Origin of the sequence: Shouchella shacheensis (assembly GCF_001484965.1) — a bacterium.
Taxonomy (GTDB): Bacteria; Bacillota; Bacilli; order Bacillales; family Bacillaceae_D; genus Shouchella; species Shouchella shacheensis.
The window spans coordinates 49,286-75,708 of record NZ_KQ947396.1 but is presented as its reverse complement, the minus strand read 5'-3'; the positions used below and the strand labels follow the sequence as shown (position 1 = coordinate 75,708).

Below are 26,423 nucleotides of genomic sequence, written 5' to 3'. Positions count from 1 at the left end.
GGTCAAGATGGATAAAAAGAGATTGTTACGCCTAGAAAACGTAAAAACATCCTTCCTCATTGGCGATGATTATTATGCCGCCGTTGATGGAGTCTCTCTGGATGTAGGCAAAAACGAGATTCTCGGCATTGTCGGAGAGTCCGGATCAGGAAAAAGCGCACTGGCTTTCTCAATTATGGGCTTGCACCCGAAGAAAAAGTCGAAAATTGAGGGGCACATCTATTATAAAGACGAAGACATTGCCACTGCTTCCGATCGAAGGATGAACAAACTTCGCGGAGGGGACCTGGGCATGATTTTTCAGGATCCTTTGTCCGCCTTAAATCCTTTAATGACGATGGGCGATCAAATTGGTGAAGCGCTTCTTCTTCATACGAAACTTGGAAAAGAGGAACGCAAAGAGAAGGTGATACAGCTCTTAAATCAAGTAGGAATCCCTAGACCGGAACTCGTGTACAATCAATATCCGCATGAACTTTCCGGAGGCATGAGGCAACGGGTCGTGATTGCAATAGCGATTGCCAATGATCCCACGTTTTTAATTGCGGATGAACCGACAACGGCACTCGACGTTACCATTCAATCGCAAATTCTAGACTTGATTCGCCGGTTGAAGGACGATTTAGACAGCGGTATCATCCTCATCACACATGACTTAGGGGTGGTCGCGGAAATGGCGGACCGGGTAGCAGTGATGTATGCGGGTCAAATTGTCGAAATAGCGCCAGTTCGCGAACTGTTTAAAAACCCAAAACACCCGTACACACGGTCGCTTTTGCAGTCCAACCCAACGGTGAATGAAGCGAAAACGAAATTACACGTGATTCAAGGGGTCGTTCCGTCTCTTGTAAACTTGCCGAGGACCGGATGTCGGTTCGCCAGCCGAATTCCTTGGACCCCAGAATCGGCCCATGAGGAAAACCCTGAGCTTCATGAAATTTCACCGGGACATCTTGTCCGCTGTACCTGTTACAAAGAATTCTATTTTCCAACTAAGGCAGAGGGGGCGGCAGCCGATGGGATTTCTTAATGTTTCTGATTTGAAAGTTCATTTTCCGATTAAAGCCGGCATTCTCAAGCGAACCGTCGGTTACGTGAAGGCTGTGGACGGAGTCTCCATTGAACTCGAAGAAGGCAAAACCTACGGTCTTGTAGGAGAGTCCGGTTCAGGAAAAACCACCACTGGTCGCGCGATCATTGGGCTAAACGAGATTACTTCCGGACAAGTTTTGTTCAATGGCCATGACATTACGAAAAAGAACCGGAAAACTTATGACTACAAGCGTGATGTGCAAATGGTTTTTCAGGACCCCTTTTCTTCATTAAATCCAAAGAAGCGAATTCTAGATATCGTCGCGGAACCATTCCGGAATTTTGACAAGATGAATAAAGAACAAGAGCGTAAAGCGGTGGAAGAATTGCTCGATAAAGTGGGGATCTCTAAAGACAGCATCTTTAAATACCCCCACGAATTTTCCGGCGGGCAGCGCCAGCGGATTGGCATTGCCAGAGCGATTGCCTTAAATCCAAAGCTAATTATCGCCGATGAACCGGTATCAGCTCTGGATGTGTCGGTGCAGGCACAGGTCCTGAACTTTATGCAAGACATCCAGAAAGAACTTAATCTTACATTCTTATTTATTAGCCATGATTTAGGCATTATACGCCATATTTGCGATCGTATCGGCATTATGTACAAAGGACGGTTCGTCGAAGAAGGCTCGCCCGACGATATTTTTCAAAACCCGCAACATATCTATACGAAGCGATTGGTCTCAGCAATTCCGGATATTGACCCGGACAATCGGGAAGCACAGAGGGCCTTTCGGAACGAAATCAACCAAGAGTACAATGAACATTTTGACAACTACTTTGATGAAGAAGGTCTTGCGTACCCACTCACGCCCGTATCGGACACGCATCTGGCGGCCTTGCCGGAAAGAGGGTGAGGGTAGGATATGTGGAAATTTATTGTGAGACGGACGTTGATTGCGATTCCGCAAATCTTTGTACTAAGTGTGCTCGTCTTCTTCATCGCCAGCCAAATGCCAGGGGATCCATTCTCGGGCCAAATTGATCCAAACGTGACGGCTGAACGGTTAGCAGAGCTCCGTGAAATTCATGGATTAAATGATCCCTGGTATCAGCAATACGGGCGTTGGGTAGCCAATGTTGCACAGGGAGATTTCGGACAATCGTTTCGTTACAGTATGCCTGTACTTGACCTCATCGATGATCGCATTTGGAATACGGCAGGGTTAGGGGTTTTAACACTCGTGTTCTCATATCTACTCGCCATTCCAATGGGAATCACTAGTGGACGCTACAATGACACGATGCTTGATCGAGGTATTGCCGGGTATACGTATATAGGATTTGCGATGCCAAGTTTTATTTTCGGGTTAATTGCGTTGTTCTTATTAGGGTATCAATTCCGCTTGTTCCCGACGGGGGGGAGTGTAACACCGGGTCTAACCCCTGGTACATTTGATTATGTGCTAAGCAAAATCTACCACATGACGTTGCCTGCTTTGTCACTCGCTTTTTTGACAACAGCGAACACGGTTCAGTATTTGAGAAGTGAGGTCATTGACACGAAGCATAAGGAGTTTGTTGTAACAGCTAAAGCAAAAGGGGCTAGTGAGGATAGGGTGTATAACCGTCATATTTTTCGCAACTCCCTGCTGCCGATCGCTGCTTTCTTAGGGTATGAGATTACAGGAATCCTTGCGGGTGCTGTCTTTATTGAACGTGTCTTTAGCTTTCCAGGAATCGGGGATTTGCTTGTAAGTTCGATACTACAAAGAGATTATAGCGTAGTTACAGCTTTACTAATGTTAACAGGCGTACTAGCTATAATAGGAACGATGTTGTCGGACATTATTTTAAGCATTGTAGATCCGCGAATTCGAGTGAAATAAAGGGAAGCGAGGGGTGAAGTATGGAACAACCAAGGGTTAAAAATGCTGAGCAAATAGAAGTAGTCAAAACGCCATCTGGATTCAGAGTCATCATGAAAGAAATCTTGAGAGATAAAGTTGCGCTTATATCATTAATCTTTTTGATTTTAGTGGCGGGATTTGTATACGGTATCTCTTTATTTTTGGACCAGGAGCAAATTGTAACCGTTGATTTATTTGCGATTTTTCATCCGCCTTCATCAGAGTTTTGGCTTGGGACCGATCACGGAGGTAGAGATGTCTTTGGTCAACTGATTATTGGTACTAGAAACTCACTCACAATTGGGATTGCTGTTACGGCCCTTTCTGGGATTATTGGATTGGTTGTTGGACTCGTCGCTGGTTATTTCGGGGGGCAAGTAGACAATGTCTTAATGAGAGTGCTTGATTTCTTCCTCATTCTACCTACAACAATGCTCATCATTGCTTTTGTGGCGATTGTGCCGAACTACTCCATCCTACAGTTCACGTTAATTTTTACGGCGTTCATGTGGATGTCAATGGCTCGATTAATTCGCTCCAAGGCTTTGCAAGAAAGCTCACTTGAGTACATTCAAGCGTCCAAGACATTAGGCACACCTAATAGTAAGATTATTTTCAGTCACTTGCTGCCAAATTTAAGTTCGCTTGTCATTGTCAATATGACATTAAGTTTGGCAGCCAATATCGGTATTGAGTCGGGCTTGTCCTTTTTAGGATTCGGTTTCCCAGAATCAACGCCGAGCTTAGGAACATTGATGAGTTATGCGACGAATCCTCAGATTTTTGAGCTTCGTCCATGGGTCTGGTTACCTGCATCAATTCTCGTTCTGGTTTTGATGCTGTGTATAAATAACGTCGGTCAAGCGCTGAAGCGTGCGACGGACGCAAAACAAAGAAGAGGCTAAGGGGGAAAAGGGAATGAAGAAAATGTTAAAGCCGAGGTTTATGTTTGCGCCTGCGTTAGTGTGCGTGCTGGCTCTAGGGGCATGCAGTGATGAAACTGGCGGCGAGGGTGACGGAAATGGCGGCGGTGAATCTGAAGGCAATGGCGGGGAAGAGACTGTAGAAAATGAAGATGGCCTATACTCTATTGATGATTTTGAGATAACGAAAGACAATGAAGGGGATGCCATTGGGGGGACGTTAAACTACGGGGTTGTTACGGATACACCGTTTGAAGGAACCTTAAATTGGCAGTTTTATTCAGGGACTCCGGATGCAAGGGTGATTGAATGGTTTGATGAATCATTATTTACTCAAGACGAGGCTTTTGGTGTGACGGACGAGGGTGCTGCTACGATAGAAGCGTCCGAGGATAACCTGACCTACACGATTACAATTAGGGACGATGTAAACTGGCATGACGGGGAACCTGTCACAGCAGAGGATTATGTTTTCGCGCATGAAGTAATCGGCCATCCAGACTATACAGGCGTCCGCTATGACTCAAGTTTCCAAAACATTGAGGGCATGGAAGAGTATCATAACGGAGAAGCGGATGAGATCTCAGGCTTTAATATTATTGATGAGAAAACCGTAGAACTCACCTATCTTGAAGCAACCCCTTCGCTATTATCAGGTGGGATTTGGTACTACCCAATGGCGAAACATGTGTTTGAAGATATGGAGGTAGCGGATATGGAGGGTTCTGATGAGATTCGATCGAACCCCATTGGATTCGGACCGTTTAAAGTAGAGTCGGTCGTTCCCGGGGAGTCCGTCACTTTTACGGCAAACGAAGACTACTGGCGTGGAGAGCCGTTGCTTGATGGCGTTACGTTAAGCGTAGTCAATCCAGATACAGCGGCTCAAGCTCTAAGAGCAGGGGACATTGATATGGTCGATCAATTCCCAGCTACTCAATTTGCGGACAATGCCGACATGACAAACGTGGAATGGTTGGGTCGAGTGGCCCCGGGTTGGAGCTATACTGGATTTAAGCTTGGTACATGGGATGCCGATGCAGGAGAAGTTGTTCCGGATGAAGATGCTAAAATGGCGGACCCGGAGCTTCGAAAAGCGATTGCCCATGCAGTTAACTATGAAGACCTTGGAGAGCAAATGTATGATGGGTTGCGCTTCCCGGCTACGACTGTAATCCCGCCTTACCATGCTCTTTATCATGATGAAACGAACGAAGGCTTAGGCTATGATCCTGACTTGGCCAATCAACTCCTTGACGACGCAGGGTACGAGGATGTTAATGGTGACGGGTACAGGGAAACACCTGAAGGAGAAGAACTAGTCATTACACTTGCGGCTATGAGTGGGGATGCAACGGCTGAAGCTGTAACAAACTATGAAATTCAAGCGTGGGATGCTGTCGGTCTAAACGTTGAATTGCTGGATGGCAGCTTAACGGAATTCAACTCCTTCTACGACCGAGTGGAAGAAGATGATCCGGCGATTGACATGTACTCAGCTGCGTGGAGTGTCGGGTCGGACGTAGATCCTTCTAGTCTATGGGGACCGAGGGCGTTGTTTAACTATACTCGCTACACGGACGATAGAATTCAAGAATTGCTAGCAGACGGCCTTTCTGACGAGGCTTTTGAGGTCGACTATCGTCAGGAGGCGTACAATGAGTTTCAAGAGTATATGAACGAAGTTGTGCCTGTCGCACCGACTCTTTACCGTCTTGAAGTTCGTCCTATGAATGAGCGCGTTAGCGGTGTTACATGGGAAGTTGGAAACAATGATTATGGCTTCCATACCATCCAGCTAGATGCTGAAGAGCCTGCAGTGGACGAGTGATGTTGTTCTGAAATAAGAGGTTTCATAGATCAGGGGGAGAGCGTTACGCTCTCCTCCTCATTTTATTTATTTTTCATGTCAGAACAAGGTTTTCCTAAGTGATGAAAATATTTTTGGGAATATTTTAAATTAATTTGTCAAGCCTTTGTCCGCGTTGTAAAATAGCAAAGAAGAACGCTTGGTGTAAAACTAAAAGCGTATTCCGAAATTTAAGGAGGGTAACACCATGAACTACATTGCTGAACTGAATGCGTTCCACACACGCCAGGAGACAAATCCACTCACCCCCAAGGCGAAGGTCCTTTGGTCCGTGCTAATGGATGTTTGCAATCGAACAGGCTGGAAGCAACCATTCACCGTTGCCGTCTCTGTTCTCTCGGTGAAGACGGGGCTGACTGAAGACCAGGTTTTCAAGGCCCGTCGAGAAATGGTCAAACACAAATACATCACCGTTCACAGCCGTCCGGGCAAGGCAGCGGCCTACGAGATTCATTCTTTGAGAATTGATTACGCCGTCACACCCCCAGATAACGCCTCTGAAGCAACTGCACTCAAGTCGAACGAGCCTTCTGACCTTTCACCTAAAAACCCTCACCTAGATTTACCACATGATGAAACGAATGACCCATTGCATGAGGATTCGCATGGAGATGTGCAAGGGGAAGCGCATGACCAATTGCAAGGAGATGTGCACGGAGATCCGCATGCATTAGTTAAAAAAGAAAAGACGATACCAGACCATACCAAAGCAGAAGAAGAGCTTTTAAAAGAGGTGCTCCACTTTTGTCAGGAGCAAGGATTTGAGACGCCTACTACGAGAGTTAAAAATGCGATGCAAAAGTGGTGCACGGACAGTGCCTTTGAGGCGCCCAACGAGGTGGTGATTGAGGCGATTCGGCGCAGCGTTGCAAGAGGAGTGCCTCAGTGGCAGTATGCGGCTTCGCTGCTTCTGGATTGGAAAGAAAAGAGACTGACGCGCTTGGCGGATATCCACTTCGCCGACCCTAATCGAAGTTTGTTCCACCGTGAGACTAGGAAGGTCAATAGGGATTGGGGAGATGAGTTTCGGATTCCAGATGACCGCCTTGGGTTCTAACATGGCTTTGGCGGTTGAATCGTGAATGAGTGAAGAGCGCCTCTCTTGGAACAGGGGAAGGGGTTTCCTTTCCAGCGCCGCCATATGATTTCAAAGGGGCAATCAAGGATCGAAAAACGTTGGAAGACCCTCTGCATCGCTGGTTGCTCTTTTTGGATGAACAAATGCCCGAGAAAACGATAAAGGGTTGACGGAAATGGACTCGAGCATTCGGAAGGCCGAAAAACGTTTGAAATGGCTTAGCAGTAATGAGGAGATCAGGCGCCTTTATGTGGCGCGCGAGGAATCGTTGATTGAGCGGAACAGTTTGATTGATGAGGGGATGGAAAAGGAATAGAAAAAGGAAGAAAAGAAGTACAAATAACAGTCGTCGCTCGAATGCTTGAGAGAGGCGAAGATCCTGAGAGGGTCGCTTCTCTTACAGGTCTCGATCTGGACTGGCTCAAACAGATTCAATGCTCGCGGTACGTAGTGGTAGATGGTCCGAGGCTTCCGAACATCCATCCATGAGCTCAATTCTTTGCGGAACGAGCTCATGGATACCGTTTAGACTAAAGGATTACGAATCTTTCGCCGTAGAACGAAAACCCTTAGGTAGGTTCATCGTCTAAAAGGGGGAGGACACGCTCCAGACCCCACTTATCCCGCCTTCTGCACCACCGGCAACCGCCAACTGTAGCGGTTGGTTAGCATCCGCAGCACGACAATGGTGCCAAACAATACATACAAAAAGATGGCGTGGTTAAGCCCGAGTCCAACGACAAGTCCGGCTAGCAGCGCCCAGCCTGCATAAATATCACTATGCAGAACCATCGGCTTCCTGCCCGCAAGCACATCTCGTACGACACCGCCGCCGACCCCTGTTAACACAGCGGCCATCATCACCGCAACTATCGATTCATTCGCGCCTTGTGCGAATAACGCTCCCTGAATCGCAAAGGCAGAAAGCCCGACGGCGTCAAAAAAAACCCCCCAACGGAACCAGTGGCGAAACCAAGAAGACGGGACGACAAAAATGAGCGTGATAAGAACAAAGGTCGAGACGAATAGCGTGGTCTGAGCCCAAATCTCGGAAACGGGGAGACCGATCACGACATTGCGAATCATCCCACCGCCGAATGCAGTGATAAAGCCAAGGGTGTAGACACCGAACAAGTCATATTTTTCATCCAGTGCGACGAGTGCACCTGACAAGGCGAAGGCAAGTGTACCGGTAAGCGTGAATATTTCCCAAGTGTCCAAAACGATTCCCCCATTTATAATAATGATAGAGTTGAAACAGGGAGGGTAATTCATGAAGACAGTCCTACTAACAGGGTTTGAACCTTTTTTAAATCATCAAATGAATCCGACACAGCAAGTCGCAAGCGCCCTGGATGGCGAGCAACTAGCTGGATTTCAAGTGAAGTCACTTGTTCTTCCAGTGACGTTTCGTGAAGCGGCTGACACCGTCCTTAAAGATCTCAGTGAAAACGAACCAGCCGCTTTGATTATGCTCGGTTTAGCGGCAGGCCGTACACAGGTGACTCCCGAGCGTGTGGCCATCAACGTCATGGACGGTGAGCGGGATAATGATGGTGTCAGAAAAGAGGATGAACCCATTGTCGCCTCTGGTCCCGATGCGTACTTCTCAAAGCTGCCGGTTCGGAGAATAGTGAATCGGATGAAGGACCACCAAATTCCAGCGGCGATTTCCAATACGGCCGGAACCTATGTCTGTAATTTTCTCATGTATCGCGTGCTTCACGCATTAGCGAACCAGGGTAAATCGATTCCAGCTGGGTTTATTCACGTTCCTTACTCTCACGAAATGAACCTCTCCGCGCAGCCAAGCCTTGCGGAAAGGGACATGACTCAGAGCATACGGGTGGCCATCCGCTCACTCGCTGAGGATTAAAGCGCGTCTTCCTCTAAATACGTGAGCGCGCCCTCTTTTACAGTCGCTTGGCCATTCGTTAATTCGGTTACCCAAGCGTTGAATCTCTCTAGTTCCGTGCTTGGAACATAGACTTCCATTTCCACTTGATCGAGGTAGTGAATGTCTTTAAGGAGAAAGCTTGATTGCCGAATTTCATTTTCTACTTTTCCAAGCCATGTATAGTCTATGGTGGCGTGCATCACTTGGGTGAGCGTGCGCGTAACGAGGCCGATGGCTTGAAGGCCTTCCGTAACGGCTCCTCCGTAAGCGCGAATTAACCCGCCGGCTCCGAGTTTTATGCCGCCGAAGTATCTAGTCACAACAACGGTTGTATCTTTCAGCTCTCTTTTCTTGAGTACTTCTAGCATGGGGACTCCAGCCGTACCACTTGGTTCCCCGTCGTCATTGGCTTTCTGTATAAGGTCGTTTTCACCGATTAAATAGGCGGAGCAATTGTGAGTTGCATTGCAGTGCGCTTTTTTAATCGCTTCGATAAAACGCAGCGCTTCTTCTTCCGTTTCGGTGCGTTTGATATGGGCAATGAAGCGTGATTTCTGAATCACAATTTCATGGTTCCCTTCTTTTTTCACCGTTCGATACGTTGAAAGCAATGCGGCTCACTCCTTTCGCAAGTTGTCTAGATTTCATAGGTTTAGGTTGGCAGAGATGTGCGGCCACCGTCGCTTCGAGCGCACGAATCCTACAACAACTCAAGCCAGTCCACAAAGCTTTTTCACGAGCCTGTGACTGGTTGTCGTGTGTTTTTGACACTTTTACACATATCCGTTATCGTGATGTAACACAGCTTTGGTAGTATAGGCGGTGTTATAGAGAAAACGACCTAGGCAATCGTGCGCTTGGAACCAGCCTCCCAACGCAAGTGAGTCTGGTCCACCAACCCATGATTTATCGTCTTTTTCTAAGATATTCTAACGCTTTTCCCATGGAGATAGTGTAAGATAAGGATAGCGGAAAAAAGAATAAAAAGTAAAGCAAAGCAAAGGATGCTCTTTTCTGCTTTTAGAGAACGTGTTTCGGTAGTCATAGTGAAACAAGGTGAGAAATGACGATGACAGATGCAAAAGTGCTCGATCATATTATTACGCAGACCCTTGATTCAGTGGGAACCAGCCGTGAGAAGATTTTTGAAATCGGGGAGCGTTCGCGGAGTGAATTTGAGGATCTGGAGAAAGAGTTAAAAAAGATTCGTTCAAAAGTTGCAACGGTGATTGAAAAGACGGATCGCACGATGATGCATTCCCGCTTTTCTAGAAATCGACTGGCGGAAGTGAGCAGGGAATTTACGCGTTATACAAATCAAGAAGTAAGACAGGCTTACGAGCGAGCGAACGAGTTCCAAGTCCAGCTTGCGGTTCTCAGGCAGGAGGAAATGCAGCTCCGCGAGAGACGAGATGATATCGAGCGGCGCTTGCGAAATTTAAAAGTTACCATTGACCGTGCCGAACAGCTTTCCGGCCAAATGTCCATTGTCTTTGATTTTCTGTCTAGTGATTTAAAGCAAGTCGGCGAATACATCAAGGACGCGGAAGAGAAGCAGGCTTTTGGTCTTAAAATTATCGAGGCGCAGGAGGAAGAGCGACGGAGGCTTTCCCGAGAAATTCATGACGGACCAGCGCAAATGATGGCGAATGTGATGCTTCATTCCGAGCTTATCGAGCGCGTCTATCAGGAGAGGGGCATCGAGGAGGCATTATCGGAAATTGGCAGTCTCAGGAAAATGGTCAAATCCTCTCTTGCTGAGGTGCGCCGGATTATTTACGATTTACGCCCGATGGCGCTTGATGACTTAGGACTTGTGCCCACGCTGCGAAAGTACCTGGAAACCATTGAAGAACGACACCAGATTCCTGTGGTATTCAAGCACTTTGGGCAGGAGCAACGTCTCGCTCAGCGTTTTGAAGTGGCCCTGTTTCGCTTAGTTCAAGAAGCGGTTCAAAATGTGATTAAGCATGCCAACGCGAAGGAACTATCGGTCAAAATTGAACAGAAAACAAGCAATGTTTCACTGGTGATCAGAGACGACGGAAAAGGGTTTGACCCGTCAAGTCTACAGGAGGGCACCTTTGGATTAATGGGCATGAAAGAACGAGTAAGCATGCTAAGCGGTGTATTAAGCATCCACTCCAAGCCCAGGAATGGGACGACTATTATGATCCAGCTACCAATACAAGAAGAAATGCAAACGAATTACAAAACATAGTGACGTAGACAATGGGCTGCTAAAGAAGGCGTCACTCGAGAGGTGAAAACAAATGAATGCAATCGACAAAAAGGAAATCCGTATTATTATCATCGACGATCACCCTCTTTTTCGCGAAGGGGTGAAGCGTATTTTGGCAATGGAAGAACAGTTTGCCGTCGTGGCTGATGGGGAAGATGGAAGTGAAGCCATTGACCTCGTACGTGAGCATCAGCCGGACGTGATTCTCATGGACATTAATATGCCGAAACAGAGCGGTGTTGAAGCAACCAAAGAACTCGTGAAGACGTTCCCAAAAGTCAAAGTGCTCGTCTTGTCGATTCACGATGACGAGTCCTATGTCTCTCACGTGTTAAAAACAGGGGCATCTGGCTATTTGCTAAAAGAAATGGATGCAGAATCTCTCGTCGAGGCGGTTAAAGTGGTCGCCTCCGGTGGAGCGTATATCCATCCGAAAGTAACACATAACTTGATTAAGGACTATCGTCGACTGGCGAGGCAAGACGAGGCGCATCAGGATTCTGTTGGGTATCGTGAAGTGGAATACCGCAAGCCGCTTCACATTCTTACTCGAAGAGAGTGTGAGGTTTTGCAGCTCATGACAGATGGTCAAAATAACCGCAACATTGGGGAATCGCTTTATATCAGCGAAAAAACGGTTAAAAACCATGTGAGCAATATTTTGCAAAAGATGAACGTGAACGATCGAACGCAGGCCGTGGTTGAGTCTATTAAAAAGGGATATGTGCTCGTTCGCTAGATTTCGAGATTATTTCTCGGGAAATGTCGAGAGCGCTCAACATTTGCTTGAACACCCGCTCGATTTTCGATACATTAGGAAAGAAGCGCCGGCAAACGCCGTGTGTGAGGAAAAGCGAGGAACGGATGTGGCAGTATGAGAAAAACGGCAATTGTAACGGACAGTACAGCGTATCTCTCGAAAGAAGAGTGCGTGCAGCTCTCCATTCACACGATTCCTTTAAGTGTCGTGTTTGGCAACGACAGCTATCAAGAGGGGGTGGATTTAACCACAGAGACGTTTTATAAAAAGATGGAAGACACCTCCCTTGAGTTACCGACCACCTCTCAGCCTGCGATTGGCTCCTTTGTGGATTTGTTTGAAACGCTCAGAAACGAGGGCTATGAAGAGATTGTTTCCATTCATCTCTCCGCAAAAATTAGCGGGACCTTTCAAACCGTCGTTTCTGCAGGAGAGATGGTGGATGGCATCCAAGTCTATGCGTTTGATTCGAAGATTAGCTGTGCCCCTCAAGGATTCTTTGTACGAGAGGCGGCGAAATTAGCGCATGAACAAGAGGGTGGTGAGACCATCGTTCACCATTTGGAGGGCATACGCTCGCAAATGGGGGCGTACTTCATGGTCGATAACTTGAACCATTTGAAACGTAGCGGCCGTCTCAGTGGAGCCCAGGCACTTGTTGGCAGTCTGCTGAAAATTAAGCCGATTCTTCACTTTGATAACGGGGAAATCGTTCCATTTGAAAAGGTACGTACGGAAACTAAGGCCCTCAATCGAATGTTAACCCTTTTGGATGAAGACGTGAACAAAGGCGACGTCAATGAAGTGGTCGTGATTCATGCAAACCGACGTTCAGGCGCTGAAGAGCTCAAAGAAAGAATTTTAGAGCGCCATCCCAACCAACATGTTCGTATCAGTTATTTCGGTCCTGTGATTGGCACTCATCTTGGGGCCGGAAGCCTCGGTGTCAGCTGGTATTAATCCAGCTGACATTCCCCCTCTCAACTTTCTGAATAGGAGATGAACGAATTGATTCCATCTTCCCCTCCCCCTCCCCCTCCCCCTCTTACCTCCCTGCGTTCTTGTCTAGCGGGTCGCAGACTCCTCCGCTCCGAACTTCCTTTTGCCGACGCTCTTCTTGAGGCGGGCATAGAGGCTCAATTCATCAAGCAGGAACCTGCTCTTCTACGTGAACATGGAGAGTGGCGCTGTGTGCGCTGCAACAACAGAGACCAACGTCTGTTTGCCTCCCACTCGTGTGCGAAATGTTGTAAGCGCTGCGCATATTGCCGTCACTGCTTGAAGCTCGGTAAAGTGATGAGCTGTATGAGCTTGTACTCTTGGAGCGGTTCGCCTTTCGTCTACGAGGGACTAAAAAATGCCTGCAGCTGGAACGGCTCCCTGTCGATGCATCAGCAGAAGGCAGCGGCAACATTGGTCAAGGCGGTTGAAGCCAAAAGCAGATGCCTGTGCTGGGCCGTTTGTGGGGCCGGGAAAACGGAGATTCTCTTTCCTGCGCTAGAGCAAGCCTTTGCCAAAGGGGAGAGAGTGGTGCTTGCAACGCCAAGAACGGATGTTGTCAAAGAACTCGCCCCTCGCTTCAAACAAGCCTTTCCGCAAATTGTTCAAGCCGTGCTTTATGCAGGGCAAAAGCAGCAACCGCTTCATGCCCAGTTTGTCATCGCCACGACTCACCAACTTCTCAGGTATTTTCAAACGTTTGATTTGGCGATCATCGACGAAGTGGACGCCTTCCCTTTTTCCTACGATCCAAGCCTCGAACATGCCGTAACTGCAGCCTTAAAACCTTCTTCTACTCGCATTCTTCTAAGTGCCACCCCGTCAAAAGCATTGCTAGGGGAGGATGTACAAACGATCAAAATTCCGGTGCGTTATCACGGGTACCCACTTCCTGAACCAACGTTTCGCTGGTGTGGCAATTGGCGCCGATCACTTGCGAGAGGGGCACTTCCCAAGAAATTGCTGCACTGGATTTATGAAAACGAGTCCTTTCCGCGGATGGTCTTTGTACCCTCGGTGCACGTATTGGAATCGCTCTCAACCGGGTTGAAAGATGTAGGCATCTCACACAAGGCGGTTCACGCTGAAGCTACCGATCGTCATCCCGCCATTGCGGCGTTTCGCAAGCAGGAATGTTCGCTTATTCTCACCACAACGATTCTGGAACGAGGGGTCACGATTGCCAACTTGCAAGTAGCCGTCCTCGGTGCCGAAGACGATATGTTTACCGAAGCCGCTCTCGTGCAAATCAGTGGTCGCGTTGGGCGCAGCTCAAGTTGTCCAACAGGAGAGATCGTCTTCTTCCATTTCGGAAGGACACAGGCGATGAAGGACGCCCTCCGCCACATACGAGCGATGAATGAAGAAGGAGGGAATCGTGAATGAATCTTTGTCTGGTCTGCGGAGAAAGTTTCTGGCAGCCGTATAGCTGGAAGAGTCTGTTTGGCCTCTCAGAGCACAAGGGACTTTGCCTCAACTGTTCAGAGAAGCTCGTTCGCTTGGGAGAAAGAGGCTGCCTTCGTTGTCATAGAAGCCTTGAAGGGGATCAGGTTGTACGAGCGAGAGAAGGGGTTTGTTATGACTGTATTCGCTGGGAGAAGCGGTTAGGAGAAGACGTCTTAAAAGCGAATTACTCTCTCTTTGCGTATCAATCGCTTGTGAAAGAAATGATCACCAGCTATAAGTTTAGCGGCGATGCAAAGATGAGCGTCTTCTTCTCAAAGGAATTGGAAACCGTTTATCACCGATGGTTTGACGCCTGTCTCGTTGTTCCCATTCCTCTTAGCCCCAGCCGCCTTGCTGAAAGAGGCTTTAATCAGGCTGAACTCTTGCTGGAAGGATGGGCGGTGGACCCGAAACTTTTATATAGAGAAGAGCGGGAGAAGCAGAGCAAAAAAGGGAGGAAGGAGCGAATTTCACATGTGAATCATCCTCCGTTTTATTGCGCGCCAGCGGAAATCAGCCAATTAACGCTTCAGGATGTCCTGCTTGTCGACGATATATATACAACAGGGACTACCGTCAGACAAGCGGCCACCGTTTTAAAAAACAGCGGTGCGCGTTCGGTTTCATCCTTAACGATCGCCCGGTCGTAGAGGAAGCGGTGTCGTTTTGTTAAAATGATAACAACTAAAAGGTGATAGCATGGGAGAGTTAGCAAACTGTGGTCGATGCGGAAAGGTCTATGTGAAAACGATTCAAACGATTTGTCAGGATTGTTACAAGGAGGAAGAAGCGTGGTTCAAGGCGATTGACCGATTCCTTAGCAAAAAGGAAAACCGCGCAGCGTCGCTTGAGGAGATCCATCAAGAAACCGAGGTCCCTGTGAAAATCATTCAGCAGTTTATCCGCAAAGGCAGGCTGCTGCTTCAGCATTTTCCTCATCTTAAAGTCCCTTGTGAAAGATGCGGAGAAACAACGCAGGGAGGACGGATTTGTTCAGCGTGCATCAGTCAGCTGAAAAAAGGGTTGGCAAAAGCCGACCGAGAGCAGCAAGTTCAACGCAAGCAGCACCCGTTCGATGAACCAAACGTAGAACGTCCTCCTGACTATAGGCTTAAAAGAATTTTGGGTCAAAATGACCATCAATAAACGGCGGCGAGCCGTCGATAACTAAGGTGAGGCAGGTGACGGATAATGAAAATTAATGAAACCGGATCATTCCAAGCACTTTCTTATAAAAAACAAATGGAACAGCAGCAGCGTACAACAGAAGTGAAGGCCGTTGCAAAACAAGATCATTTGGAAATATCGGCGGACGCAAGAGCCATGCATGTGAATCATCAGGAAGGAAACGCGCGTTCAAGTCGAATCGAAGCGTTGAAGCAGCAAATTGAAAGCGGAGAGTATGAAATCCATTCTCAAAGAACGGCCGGCGCGCTTTATGATTACTGGAAAAAGGGAGGGAAATAACGAGATGAAGGAAACGCTTGATCAGCTGACGCAGATACATGAGGAGCTGCTTTCTTCTGCTTACGAAAAGCAAAACAGCCTTTTGCAGCAAGATATGGCTGCACTGGATACGACGACGCGTCAGGAGACCTCCCTTGTGGCGAAGGTGCGTTTTTTTGAAAAGCAGCTGAAAGCGCGACTCGAGTCGATCACTATGGGAGCGAATCGTACCTTCTCGGAATGGCTAGCCACAAGCGATGATCCGGACAACACAGAGCTGCAAGAAGCTCACGAAAAGCTACGGGCCACCATAGAGAAGGTGAAGCAGGTGAATGGGGTCAATCAGCAGTTAATACAAGATTCCTTGTCGTACGTTCAGGCGTCGCTGCAAGTTCTTAGGCCGAGCGAGGAAGACACACGCTACACCAAGAAGGCGTCGCACTTAGATAAAGGAACAAGTCAAGGTCGCTCCATTTTTGATTCCAAAGCGTAAGAAAGGGGGAAGGAAAGATGTCGACTTTTTTTGGCTTGGAAACGATGCGTCGAGCTGTTGGGACGAACCGTGCCGCTTTGCAGACGGTCGGTCATAACATCGCCAATGCGGGAACTCCCGGGTATTCAAGACAGCGCGTGAACCTCCAGGCAACCGGCGGATTTCCAAGTGCGGGAACACAACAGACAACCATCAACGGTCGCCTTGGAACGGGTGTGGAACTCGGAAGTGTCCAACGTGTCCGCGATCAATTCTTGGATAAGCAGTTCCGGACAGAATCAAAAAATGAGGGTTTTTATTACATGCAGACACAGGCGCTTGAGAGGTTGGAGGACATCTTTAATGAGGCGCCTAGCAATGACGGGGGAATGCCAACAGGCACCTTGTCAAGTCAGCTTTCCGCTTTTTGGAACAGCTGGGCGGAGCTCGGTGCGGGTCAAGAAAACCGAGCGGTCCTGAGGGAACAGGCAAAAAGTGTGAGCGATACATTTGCGCATCTACATACATCGATCACAGAAGAAAAGGAAGGGCTGGAGCGAGAGGCAGCCACACAGATGAAACAGGTCAATACCCTGCTCGAACAGATCGCTCAAAACAATCAGCGAATTGCGCAAGCAGAGGCAAGTGGCCATTTGCCGAATGATCTATACGATGCCCAAGACCAACTGGTGGATCAGCTGTCTGGCATGATGGACATTACTGTCGAACGCCAAACGCTGTCCGGGCAAGCCAAAGGGAATGCGGAGGGTGTTTACGAGATTGCATTAAAGCAGTCCAACCAGTCAGAGCAAGATCTGACGTTGGTCTATGCGAGTGGCGAGGAGCCAAGGCAGCTATCACTGTCTAAGGATGACGCAAATGGAGGGTTTAGTTGGAGCTTTGAAGGTGGCGAGCCCGTTGATCTAGGAAGGGGCGAGTTGGCCGGACTGGCGGAGTCGCACAAGGTTTTTGAGGAAGCCTTGCAAAAAGTGGATGAGATTGCGGGGGCCTTTGTTCAAGAGGTCAACGAAATCCACCGGCTGGGGTTCACAAAGGATGGTGTTCAAGCCGGTGATTTCTTTGTAATTGATGGGGACGTTGCCGCTACCTCGATAAACGTACACGAGAGAATCGAGTCTGACTTGGCTCAAATAGGCGCTTCGAGTGGGGAAATCGCTGGCGATGTCACGAATGCCCAGCGCATGGCTGAATTAAGGGATCACGCAACTATCGGCGGAGCTTACCGAGATTACATGGAGGAGCTTGGGGTGAGGACGGCTTCTTCCAGGCAGAACCTCGAAGCCTCGACAATGCGAATCGCCAATATTGAGACGAACCGAATGTCTGTGAGCTCGGTTTCGCTTGATGAAGAGTTGACGATGCTCGTTCAGTATCAACATTCGTATAACGCCGCTGCCCGAGCGTTGACGGCGATGGATGAAATGCTTGATCGAATCATTAACGGCATGGGTGTCGTAGGAAGGTAAGGGAGGGAGCCAGCAATCATGCGCGTAACACAAGGAATGATGACGTTTAATGCGCTTCGTCAGACGACTCAGAGCTATGCACGGCTTGGAGAGCTGAATGAACAGCTCTCGACGCAGAAGAAGATTAGTCGTTTCTCGCAAGATCCGGTCATTGCCACGAAGTCGTTACAGCATCGTGAAAGCTTAGCCCAAATAAACCAGTTCAAACGGAATATGGGGGAAGCGCACAGTTGGCTTGATCAGTCGGACGCGGCGCTCACCGAAACAACGGACGTACTAAGCCGAGTCCGTGAGCTAGCAGTTCAGGCGGCTAACGATACGTACAGCGAGGAAGAACGGAACAGCGTCGCCAGAGAAGTGCACGAACTGCGCGAACATTTACTCACGCTCGCGAATACGAACGTGAACGGCAAATACATTTTCAACGGGGCGGACACGACGAACAAGCCTGTCACCGATGGAGACGTGTCCATCAATAGCCAAACGGTGGAGCTTGAGTTGCAAAAAGGGGTTTTTATCCAAGTGAACGCGCAGGCCGGGAATCTATTCTCCCAAGAATTGTTTGACGATATGCAGAGGTTTATCGATGCTCTCGGGAATCCTGAGGTCACTTCTGATGAGCTTTCCTCGTTTCTTGGAGAGGTCGAGGGCTATTTAAATTCGGCGATTGATGTGCATGCCGAGGTTGGAGCGCGGATGAGTCGGGTGGATATGGTCGAAAATCGCCTAGCCCAACAGGAGTTCTTGCTCAAAGGCCGCAAGTCCGAAAATGAAGATATTGACTTTGAAGAAACCGTGATGAATTTACTGGTGGCTGAAACGGTTCATTCCGCGGCACTGGCCTCGAGTGCAAGGATCATTCAACCGTCACTGCTTGATTTCTTGCGTTAAGCGTAGGATATGTAAAGGGTAAACCAAAACGCGGGCATGGTCGATGCTTATGAGGACAAGCTCCTCTAATTCGAGTGAAAGGATGATATCGATGCGGCTATCGGGGATGTCTTCGGGTCTTGACATTGATCAAATGATGAAAGACCTGATGCGGGCAGAACGAATGCCTGTGAACAAACTAGAGAAGCAGCGAACGGAAATTGGTTGGAAGATGGATGCTTACCGGGAAATTAATATTAAAATGAGAGCTTTTCACTCCAACATCTTTGACACGGTGATGCGAAGCTCACAGATGCAAAAGCGGAGTGTGAATTCCTCGAACCCAAGCATTGCCTCAGCTACAGCGTCTTCCAATGTGGGGAATACCTCCTTTACGCTAAACAAGGTAAACCAGTTAGCGACAGCGGCGACGGCTGAAGGGGATCCACTGACCGCTGAGAAAGGTGGAGGCGTAAACGAATCTTCCTCATTAAAAGAACTCTCCGGTGATATGAACTGGGTGAAAGGCAGCCTGCACAAAGAAACCCACCAGGTGGATAATGACGGAGCTTTTTACTTGAACCATGAAGCACTTACGTCCATTGATCAGGCAGTTGTTAAAGTGGATGGAAAAACCTATGAGGTAGTGACAGCTACTGGGGATTTGAACGATGATCAAGTGCTCATCACCGAAGAGGGAAAGGTGCAATTCAAACAGGGTGCGGTAGCGGAAGGCGCTTCCGTTGAGGTGACGTACTTGAATGAATACGCACAAAGAAGCGTCAACATTCCAGAGCCGGATGAGGATGGCGTTCGTGAAATTCAGCTGGCTCAAGGGTTGGAAAACATTAAACTCTACGCCAACGGAGAAGAAGTATCCACGGATAGTTTTGATTATAGCGACGGCAAACTGACCATCCATACAGGCGTTGAGCTGGAAGGGCCCGTGACCTACCGTTATACGGATCAAACAGAATACACCAAGTCTTCGGTTCGTAGCGTGAACGCCGATGGGAAGGAAGACGAGAGCTCCTTTTTCTTCCGCTCTACCGATTCGTTAGCAACAGTGATGCGGACGATGAGAGATTCTGATGCTGGGGTCAACGTCTTTTTTGATGATTTTAGCCAAAAGCTCGTAGTGACCCGCAAGGAGACGGGTGCATTTCCAGGTGTGGAAGGTGACACCTCCTCACAGTTATCGTTTTCAGGGGACCTGTTTGCTGGAGTCTTTGGCTTAAACAATAACGTAACAGCTGGTCAGAATGCCCAATTTAAGTTGAACGGCATTGAAACAGAGCGCCGGTCCAATTCGTTTTCAATCAGTGGCATGTCGATTACATTAAAGGATGTATCGGGGGGGCCCGTTACGCTGAGTGCGTCTGTGGATACGGATTCGGTTTTTGATACGATCAAAGGGTTCGTGGATGAATACAATGAAATGCTTGAACTGGTTCATGGACGACTTGGGGAAACCTATTACCGCGATTTCGATCCGTTGACAGATGAAGAAAGGGACGCGCTCTCAGAAACGGAAGCTAAGCGCTGGGATGAGAGGGCCCAAAGCGGAATGCTACGGAATGATGCCATGCTGCGCGGGCAGTTGGAACGAATGCGCCAGGGACTCTACACGAATGTGCTTGGGGACGGAACGTTTACTCACCTTTCGCAAATAGGGATCACGACCTCACGTGACTACAATGAAGGTGGAAAACTTGTGATCGATGAAGATCAGCTTCGAGCAGCGATTGAGGAAGATGTAGACGGTGTTTACACCCTGTTTAGCGGGGACGGGTCGACAAGCGCTGAAAAAGGAATTGCTCGCCGGATGCGTGATGACTTGCAGCAGGGAATGAGCGCGATTGCGCGGCGTGCCGGAGGGTCGGAAGGATTTCATCAAAATCATCAATTTACCTTGGGGCGAGAGACAAGCTCGGTGGACGACCGCATTTCCAACTTTGAACGACAACTAGAACAAAAGGAAGCCCGCTATTGGCGTCAATTTACAGCGATGGAACAAGCGATGCAGAGGGCGAATCAGCAAAGTGAATCGTTGTATAACTTACTCTATGCAGGCCTTTAGAAGGGGGAATCGTGGAAGTGGGAGCATTTAAACAAGCGGCTTATAAACAGCAGTCCATCCAAACAGCCTCGCCAGGTGAGTTAACGCTTATGCTCTACAATGGCTGTCTAACGCAACTTAAGCAGGCCAAACGGGCGCTGGAAGCAAAGGATATTGAAGCAAGGCATCTCCATATTGGGAAAGCGGAGACGATCATCCGTGAACTCATGGTGACGCTGAAGCAGGACGCACACATCGCGGGAGAGATGCTACGAATGTATGAGTACATTTTGCATCAGCTGATTGAAGCAAACGTCAAGCAAGATGAACAAGCGCTTGATGAGGCCATCCTGTATGTCACCGAGTTTCGTGATACGTGGAAGCAAGTGATACAGCGTGATAGACAAAACCGATACAGCGCAGGCGGGGGCCACGAATGACAAGGATGGAGGAGGCGCACAGAGTGACCCGCAGGCTTCTTGAATCTTTGCGCACAGGACTGCCAACCTCTGATGATGAGCGAGAGACGTTTCTAGCGGCCGCGCGAGATTTGCTTGGGGAAAGAGAGGCGGTGCTAAAGACGCTCACACCGGAAATGAGCAGTGAAGAAAAGGCGGTCCGGGAGTTGCTGCTACTGGACAACGAGCTCAGGCAGGAACTCACCTCGATTCAGGCGCTGATCAAGCGTGACATTCAAGAACTCTCCCTGCGACGAAAATCGAATCAACGCTATTCTTTTTCGCAAATAACGGATGGTATTTATGTGGATAAGAGAGGCGTATGATAAGGGAGTATGCACTGTTTAGTACGAAAAGGAAGCTCATGAGACAATGTCTCATGAGCTAATTCTGGTCTTCCTGTTGCAAGGCGGTCTCTTTTGCTTCCTCTGGCAGCTGAATGCTCGTTTCATGATTGTAATCCGTCATCACAAGGGAGAGTTCTTGGCGTAAGGTAACCGGATCATCATCCTCTTGGTTCACATCCACCTCAATGGCGGAGTTCGTTCCTTCTAGCAAGAATGTTTCCTTGTTGATGAAGAGCATGTAATCCAGCTGGGCGACTGAGTATTCATCCGTATTTCCTCCCACGATGTCGAAAAGCTTTATGCCAAGCATTTCGAGATGTTTTGCAATTTTTTTAAGATCCTCGCTATTCGCTTCAATGGAAATGGTATAGATATCCTCTTCCTCACCGAGCGTTAAATAGTCCTTGGCGCTTAGTAACAAAGAGAGCTGCTGGTCAGGGGTCAGCCCAAGGGGATTCGCATGTTTGGATGCCGAAGTCAGTGCCGGGTCCGACACGGTCCAGCCGTCTTCTTCGGTGTATGAATAAAAACCGTCCTCCGTTAGATAGCCCACATGTTCCTCTTGAATGGTGTCACTGCCCAATGGGGTGGTGACAAAGTTGGTAGAGAGCATCGACGGATTTTCTTGGTAACTGAGGCGTCCCTCGACCTCTCGATTGCTATATGAATCATCATAAATAGGGTCTCCTCGTTGATCAAAGGCAAATTCCTTCATTTGCACTTTTGCTGAGAAGCTCGTTATCTTCTCATCTACTTCCAGCGACTGCTGGATCACATCAGCTGCAGAGAGGTTTTCTGAGTTCAAATCGGCAGACTCTACCTCGTCTACGGAATGGGGAGAGTGTAATTCGTCGAGATTCTCTGATGAACTGGACGTGCATGCCGCAAGAATAAAAACGGAAGCCAAACCAAAGAAGAGCCAGCTCGTTTTTTTCATGTATGTTCCACTCCTAAATTAAAGCTGTTCCAAAAAGAAGAAAAAAGTTATGTTACATTTTCATTACAAAGGATGTCTTTCATTGTAACAAAGCTATTCGGTAATAGAAATAGGAAAATAGAACTAACCAGCGGAGACAGAGAAGCCTATGGTTGTGCTTCACTTGAATGCCCCTCGTCTTGCTCCGGCGGGTAGGAGCGTCTAGATCTTTCGTGCTGACAACGAAATTCAAGATCGGGATTTTCTTTTGGTCAGGTCTCCAAAATTCTCGCTCCTGAGCACCCCGCCTGCGCTTTTTGATTCATCGTTAAATAACCTCAAAAACACCAAAAAAATTCGACACATTTTGCGTATATTTGGTCGGTATTTCGGGGCTAAAACGCCTTGTTATGGAAAGCGCTCTCAAAAGTAGCGTATCTCCTTCGACAAAATCAGACAACATTCTTTCAAATGTATGAAGAATAAGGGTTTGACTTTGCAGAACTTCGCTGTTATAGTAAAAACTGTGGAAAAAGCACCACAATGAATTTTCAGTAACGAAGGGAATGTGAAGCATGCAAGGAAAAGTAAAATGGTTTAATGCAGAAAAAGGTTTCGGTTTTATCGAGCGTGAAGATGGAGACGACGTATTCGTACACTTCTCTGCAATCAACGCTGAAGGATTCAAAACGCTTGACGAAGGTCAAGACGTAGAATTCGAAATCGTTGAAGGCGCGCGTGGACCGCAAGCAGCCAACGTAGTTAAGCTTTAATTCACATTCCTGATTGGATTTGAATAATAGCTAATTATGATCCCATCTCAAGTTTCTTGAGGTGGGTTTTTTGCGTTTTTCACTAAATGAGGGGCTTTTTCATTTCGTGGTTTAAAAAGGATTTGACCAGGGTATTGTAGAATAAGTAGGGTAGAAAAGGAGGAGTTCTTAATGCATTATAATATTCGTGGCGAAAACATTGAAGTAACTCCAGCAATACGAGAATATGTCGAGAAAAAGGTTGGCAAGCTCGAAAGATATTTTGACACGACCCCAATAGCGGATGTAAACGTAAAGCTACAAATTCTTGGTAACAGCGAGTCCAGTATCGAAGTAACCATTCCGATGCCGAAGCTGCTCCTACGTGGGGAAGAAACCAATGCGGATATGTACGCAGCGATTGACATCGTTGTAGAAAAGTTAGAGCGGCAAATTCGCAAACACAAAACGAAAGTGAACCGCAAGTTTCGTCAAGAAGGAAGCTTGAAATATATGTTTAAAAATGAGCTAGAATCGCTCAGTGACGGATCGGAAGAAGAGGATTCGGACGATCTGGATGTGGTACGTACGAAGCGTTTTAACTTAAAGCCGATGGATGCTGAAGAAGCCATCTTGCAAATGGATATGCTTGGACATAGTTTCTTTGTCTTCTCCGATGCTGAAAGCGGCAGTACCAATGTTGTCTATCGTCGGAAAGACGGGAAATACGGGCTGATTGAATCTGAAGCCTAAGCGAAGAGTTCACATAATCAAGGCGTAGCCGACTTCCGGTTGCGCTTCTTTGTGCGCGTTTGGACTTGCGGACGCCCTGTCTTGTAAGGTGGTATGGAACCTGATAAACTATAGCGTACAGGATTTCCTTTCAAAAGAGTACGCTTTAACGGAAATAGATGAGCCAAAGAGAGGAAGATTGGATGCTTGGGTTATTAAAAAAAGTGGTTGGTGATCCTAGCCAAAAGCAGCTAAAGAAAAATGAGAAAATCGTGGACCAAATTGAAGCATTAGCCGATGATATGCGTAAACTCTCTGATGACGGCTTAAAACAAAAAACGGTCGAATTTCAGAAGCGAATGGAGGACGGAGACAAGCTAGATGATATTGTCGTGCCCGCACTCGCTGTCGTTCGTGAAGCCGCAGGCCGTGTGCTTGGCGAATATCCGTACCGTGTTCAACTGCTTGGCGCTCTTGCTCTTCATCAAGGAAACATTGCGGAGATGAAGACAGGGGAAGGGAAGACGCTTGTCGGTACCATTGCTGTTTATGTCCAAGCCCTCGCCCGTAAAGGTGTGCATATTGTCACGGTGAACAACTACTTGGCTGGACGTGACCTTGAAAATTACGGACGTATTTTCCAGTTTCTCGGTCTGACGGTCGGGCTCAATGAAACGGGTTTGTCCAGAGAGGAGAAACAAGCCGCCTACGCCGCAGATGTGACCTACAGCACAAACAATGAGCTCGGGTTTGACTATTTGCGTGACAATATGGTGCTGTACAAAGAACAGATGGTTCAGCGCCCGCTGAACTTTGCGCTTGTGGACGAAGTCGATTCTATTCTCGTTGATGAAGCAAGAACGCCGCTGATTATCTCCGGCTCAGTGGAACGAAAAACACAGCTTTATGCACAGGCGAATACCTTTGTGCGCGTTCTTAAAAATGAAGAGGACTACACGTATGATGAGAAGACGAAAAACGTTCAGCTGACCGAGGAAGGGGTCAATAAGGCTGAGCGTGCCTTTAATATTGATAATCTTTATGACCAAAAACATGTCCAACTCAACCATCACATCACGCAAGCGCTGAAGGCTCATGTAGCGATGGAGCGCGATGGCGATTATGTGGTAGAGGACGGAGAGGCTGTCATCGTTGACCAGTTTACCGGTCGCTTGATGAAAGGGCGGCGCTACAGCGATGGTCTTCACCAAGCGATTGAAGCGAAGGAAGGCCTGCAAATCCAAAAGGAAAGCATGACTCTCGCATCAACCACGTTTCAAAACTACTTTCGAATGTATCAGAAGCTGGCCGGGATGACAGGGACGGCGAAAACGGAAGAAGAGGAATTCCGTAATATTTACGGGATGGATGTGATGGTCGTTCCAACAAACAAGCCGATTGCTCGTGAGGACAAGGCCGATCTCATTTACAAAACAATGGAAGCGAAGTTTAAAGCGGTGGTGCAAGAGATCGAGGAGCTGTATAAAAAGGGGCAGCCTGTGCTTGTCGGGACTGTGAGTGTTGAAACGTCTGAGCTTGTTTCCAAGATGCTTGCGAAAAAGCGGATTAGGCATCATGTGTTAAACGCAAAAAACCATGAGAGCGAAGCGGAAATTATTGAGCGAGCTGGCCACAAGGGATCGGTGACGATTGCGACCAACATGGCTGGACGAGGGACCGATATTAAGCTTGGCGACGGTGTTAAAGAGATTGGCGGTCTGCATGTGCTTGGCACAGAACGCCATGAAAGCAGACGGATTGACAACCAGTTGCGTGGGCGTGCCGGACGGCAAGGGGATGTAGGCTCCTCCCAGTTCTATTTGTCGATGGAAGATGAGCTCATGCGTCGCTTTGGCTCCGATAATATGCGCTCAATGATGGAGAGGCTCGGCATGGAGGAAGATCAGCCGATCGAATCAAAGCTTGTTTCTCGTGCGGTGGAGACCGCCCAGAAACGAGTGGAAGGAAACAACTTTGATGCGCGGAAGCAAGTCTTGCAGTATGATGACGTGATGCGTGAACAGCGCGAAATCATATACAAGCAGCGGATGGAAGTCATTGAGGCGGACAACTTGAAGGCTATCGTTGAAAACATGATGAAATCGACGGTGGAGCGCACGGTGCAGCTGCATACACCTGAAGCAGAAGTTCAGGAAGACTGGGACCTCGCAGCGATTGTTTCTTATATGAACTCTCAACTTCTTGGAGATGATGAGCTCGCAGAACAAGAAATTAAAGGTAAAGAGCAGGATGAAATCATTGAAATTCTCAATGACAAAGTCATGCAAGCGTACAACGCGAAGCAGCAAGAAGTAACGGAAGAGCATATGCGTGAGTTTGAGAAGGTGATCGTGCTTCGTACCGTCGACCGAAAGTGGATGAATCATATTGATCAGATGGATCAGCTCAGACAAGGGATTCACCTTCGGGCCTATGGTCAGAACGATCCTTTGCGTGAATATCGTTTCGAAGGGTTTAGCATGTTCGAGGCCATGGTAGCTGAAATTGAAGATGAAGTCTCCATGTACATTATGAAAGCCCAGGTACAGCAAAACCTTGAGCGACAAAAAGTGGCTGAAGGAAAAGCGGTTCGTCCCACGGGTGAAGAGCAGGAGAAGCAACCGAGACGAAAGCCGATTCGCAAAGGTGAAACGATTGGACGAAACGATCCGTGTATTTGCGGAAGTGGAAAGAAATACAAAAATTGCTGCGGCGCAAGCGCCTAAA

At 48.0% G+C, this 26,423-nt stretch carries 27 protein-coding genes; 24 read left to right on the top strand and 3 right to left on the bottom strand.

Going from position 1 to position 26,423, the window contains the following annotated elements; genetic code table 11:
- The first annotated feature begins 7 nt into the window (after nt 1-7).
- The 7 genes from AVZ68_RS04740 to AVZ68_RS20120 all read left to right on the top strand — a co-directional run bounded on the left by AVZ68_RS04740 (nt 8) and on the right by AVZ68_RS20120 (nt 7,129).
- A complete protein-coding gene (locus tag AVZ68_RS04740; RefSeq protein ID WP_059103382.1) occupies nt 8-1,030 on the top strand; it encodes an ABC transporter ATP-binding protein in 1,023 nt (340 codons plus the stop codon).
- Nucleotides 1,017-1,949, top strand: coding sequence for an ABC transporter ATP-binding protein (locus tag AVZ68_RS04735; protein WP_059103381.1), 933 nt, complete (start codon nt 1,017-1,019; stop codon nt 1,947-1,949). Before AVZ68_RS04740 ends, AVZ68_RS04735 begins: the two co-directional genes overlap by 14 nt.
- Nucleotides 1,950-1,958: 9 nt before the next feature.
- Nucleotides 1,959-2,921 carry an oligopeptide ABC transporter permease gene (gene opp4B, locus AVZ68_RS04730; RefSeq protein ID WP_059103380.1) on the top strand — a complete coding sequence of 321 codons (963 nt, stop codon included), beginning with the start codon at nt 1,959-1,961 and terminating at the stop codon, nt 2,919-2,921.
- A gap of 20 nt (nt 2,922-2,941) precedes the next feature.
- Nucleotides 2,942-3,847, top strand: a complete 906-nt coding sequence (locus AVZ68_RS04725) for an ABC transporter permease (RefSeq protein WP_059103379.1) — start codon at nt 2,942-2,944, stop codon at nt 3,845-3,847.
- Nucleotides 3,848-3,860: 13 nt separating this feature from the next.
- Nucleotides 3,861-5,696 carry an oligopeptide ABC transporter substrate-binding protein gene (locus tag AVZ68_RS04720; RefSeq protein ID WP_059103378.1) on the top strand — a complete coding sequence of 612 codons (1,836 nt, stop codon included), beginning with the start codon at nt 3,861-3,863 and terminating at the stop codon, nt 5,694-5,696.
- Nucleotides 5,697-5,922: 226 nt separating this feature from the next.
- Nucleotides 5,923-6,792, top strand: coding sequence for a DnaD domain protein (locus AVZ68_RS04715; protein ID WP_059103377.1), 870 nt, complete (start codon nt 5,923-5,925; stop codon nt 6,790-6,792).
- 196 nt (nt 6,793-6,988) lie between these two features.
- Nucleotides 6,989-7,129: a hypothetical protein gene (locus tag AVZ68_RS20120; protein WP_157404575.1), complete on the top strand. Its 141-nt coding sequence runs from the start codon at nt 6,989-6,991 to the stop codon at nt 7,127-7,129.
- Between the two features lie 302 nt (nt 7,130-7,431).
- On the opposite strand, the gene AVZ68_RS04710 is transcribed toward AVZ68_RS20120, so the two are convergent.
- Nucleotides 7,432-8,034: a trimeric intracellular cation channel family protein gene (locus tag AVZ68_RS04710; protein WP_245628055.1), complete on the bottom strand. Its 603-nt coding sequence runs from the start codon at nt 8,032-8,034 to the stop codon at nt 7,432-7,434.
- Nucleotides 8,035-8,086: 52 nt separating this feature from the next.
- On the opposite strand from AVZ68_RS04710, the gene pcp reads away from it, so the two are divergent.
- Nucleotides 8,087-8,689 carry a pyroglutamyl-peptidase I gene (gene pcp, locus AVZ68_RS04705; RefSeq protein ID WP_059103375.1) on the top strand — a complete coding sequence of 201 codons (603 nt, stop codon included), beginning with the start codon at nt 8,087-8,089 and terminating at the stop codon, nt 8,687-8,689.
- Here pcp and AVZ68_RS04700 read toward each other — a convergent pair.
- Entirely contained in the window at nt 8,686-9,321 is a 636-nt protein-coding gene (locus tag AVZ68_RS04700; protein ID WP_059103374.1) for a YigZ family protein, read from the bottom strand. The genes pcp and AVZ68_RS04700 overlap by 4 nt on opposite strands.
- Nucleotides 9,322-9,779: 458 nt before the next feature.
- Here AVZ68_RS04700 and AVZ68_RS04695 point away from each other — a divergent pair, with 458 nt between their 5' ends.
- The 13 genes from AVZ68_RS04695 (at nt 9,780) to fliT (ending at nt 21,275) form a co-directional block, all read left to right on the top strand.
- Nucleotides 9,780-10,931, top strand: a complete 1,152-nt coding sequence (locus AVZ68_RS04695) for a sensor histidine kinase (RefSeq protein ID WP_059103373.1) — start codon at nt 9,780-9,782, stop codon at nt 10,929-10,931.
- 52 nt (nt 10,932-10,983) lie between these two features.
- A complete protein-coding gene (locus AVZ68_RS04690) occupies nt 10,984-11,691 on the top strand; it encodes a response regulator transcription factor (protein ID WP_059103372.1) in 708 nt (235 codons plus the stop codon).
- A gap of 135 nt (nt 11,692-11,826) precedes the next feature.
- On the top strand, nt 11,827-12,672 hold the full coding sequence (locus tag AVZ68_RS04685) for a DegV family protein (RefSeq protein ID WP_059103371.1): 846 nt from the start codon (nt 11,827-11,829) through the stop codon (nt 12,670-12,672).
- Between the two features lie 39 nt (nt 12,673-12,711).
- On the top strand, nt 12,712-14,097 hold the full coding sequence (locus tag AVZ68_RS04680; RefSeq protein WP_082676304.1) for a DEAD/DEAH box helicase family protein: 1,386 nt from the start codon (nt 12,712-12,714) through the stop codon (nt 14,095-14,097).
- Entirely contained in the window at nt 14,094-14,807 is a 714-nt protein-coding gene (locus AVZ68_RS04675) for a ComFC family protein (protein WP_059103369.1), read from the top strand. The genes AVZ68_RS04680 and AVZ68_RS04675 overlap by 4 nt, the downstream gene beginning before the upstream one ends.
- Before the next feature lie 49 nt (nt 14,808-14,856).
- Nucleotides 14,857-15,303 (top strand): TIGR03826 family flagellar region protein, encoded by a 447-nt coding sequence (locus AVZ68_RS04670; protein ID WP_059103368.1) that lies wholly within the window; start codon nt 14,857-14,859, stop codon nt 15,301-15,303.
- Between the two features lie 45 nt (nt 15,304-15,348).
- Nucleotides 15,349-15,624: a flagellar biosynthesis anti-sigma factor FlgM gene (gene flgM / locus AVZ68_RS04665; RefSeq protein ID WP_059103367.1), complete on the top strand. Its 276-nt coding sequence runs from the start codon at nt 15,349-15,351 to the stop codon at nt 15,622-15,624.
- 4 nt (nt 15,625-15,628) lie between these two features.
- Nucleotides 15,629-16,096, top strand: a complete 468-nt coding sequence (locus AVZ68_RS04660; protein ID WP_059103366.1) for a flagellar protein FlgN — start codon at nt 15,629-15,631, stop codon at nt 16,094-16,096.
- A gap of 17 nt (nt 16,097-16,113) precedes the next feature.
- Complete coding sequence (gene flgK / locus AVZ68_RS04655; RefSeq protein WP_059103365.1) at nt 16,114-17,562, top strand: flagellar hook-associated protein FlgK; 1,449 nt, start codon at nt 16,114-16,116, stop codon at nt 17,560-17,562.
- Between the two features lie 18 nt (nt 17,563-17,580).
- Nucleotides 17,581-18,453 (top strand): flagellar hook-associated protein FlgL, encoded by an 873-nt coding sequence (gene flgL / locus AVZ68_RS04650; protein WP_059103364.1) that lies wholly within the window; start codon nt 17,581-17,583, stop codon nt 18,451-18,453.
- Between the two features lie 91 nt (nt 18,454-18,544).
- Nucleotides 18,545-20,512 carry a flagellar filament capping protein FliD gene (gene fliD, locus AVZ68_RS04645; RefSeq protein WP_059103363.1) on the top strand — a complete coding sequence of 656 codons (1,968 nt, stop codon included), beginning with the start codon at nt 18,545-18,547 and terminating at the stop codon, nt 20,510-20,512.
- 17 nt (nt 20,513-20,529) lie between these two features.
- Nucleotides 20,530-20,931 carry a flagellar export chaperone FliS gene (gene fliS, locus AVZ68_RS04640; RefSeq protein WP_059103405.1) on the top strand — a complete coding sequence of 134 codons (402 nt, stop codon included), beginning with the start codon at nt 20,530-20,532 and terminating at the stop codon, nt 20,929-20,931.
- A 23-nt stretch (nt 20,932-20,954) separates the two neighbouring features.
- The gene (fliT, locus tag AVZ68_RS04635) at nt 20,955-21,275 is read left to right on the top strand and encodes a flagellar protein FliT (RefSeq protein WP_059103362.1); all 321 of its coding nucleotides are present in this window, start codon (nt 20,955-20,957) and stop codon (nt 21,273-21,275) included.
- Nucleotides 21,276-21,333: 58 nt separating this feature from the next.
- On the opposite strand, the gene AVZ68_RS04630 is transcribed toward fliT, so the two are convergent.
- Nucleotides 21,334-22,233 carry a DUF6612 family protein gene (locus AVZ68_RS04630; protein ID WP_059103361.1) on the bottom strand — a complete coding sequence of 300 codons (900 nt, stop codon included), beginning with the start codon at nt 22,231-22,233 and terminating at the stop codon, nt 21,334-21,336.
- Between the two features lie 554 nt (nt 22,234-22,787).
- Here AVZ68_RS04630 and AVZ68_RS04625 point away from each other — a divergent pair.
- The 3 genes from AVZ68_RS04625 to secA all read left to right on the top strand — a co-directional run bounded on the left by AVZ68_RS04625 (nt 22,788) and on the right by secA (nt 26,422).
- On the top strand, nt 22,788-22,985 hold the full coding sequence (locus AVZ68_RS04625) for a cold shock domain-containing protein (protein ID WP_059103360.1): 198 nt from the start codon (nt 22,788-22,790) through the stop codon (nt 22,983-22,985).
- A 171-nt stretch (nt 22,986-23,156) separates the two neighbouring features.
- Nucleotides 23,157-23,717, top strand: a complete 561-nt coding sequence (gene hpf, locus AVZ68_RS04620; protein WP_059103359.1) for a ribosome hibernation-promoting factor, HPF/YfiA family — start codon at nt 23,157-23,159, stop codon at nt 23,715-23,717.
- Between the two features lie 182 nt (nt 23,718-23,899).
- Nucleotides 23,900-26,422 (top strand): preprotein translocase subunit SecA, encoded by a 2,523-nt coding sequence (secA, locus tag AVZ68_RS04615; protein WP_059103358.1) that lies wholly within the window; start codon nt 23,900-23,902, stop codon nt 26,420-26,422.
- The last annotated feature ends 1 nt before the right edge of the window (nt 26,423 follow it).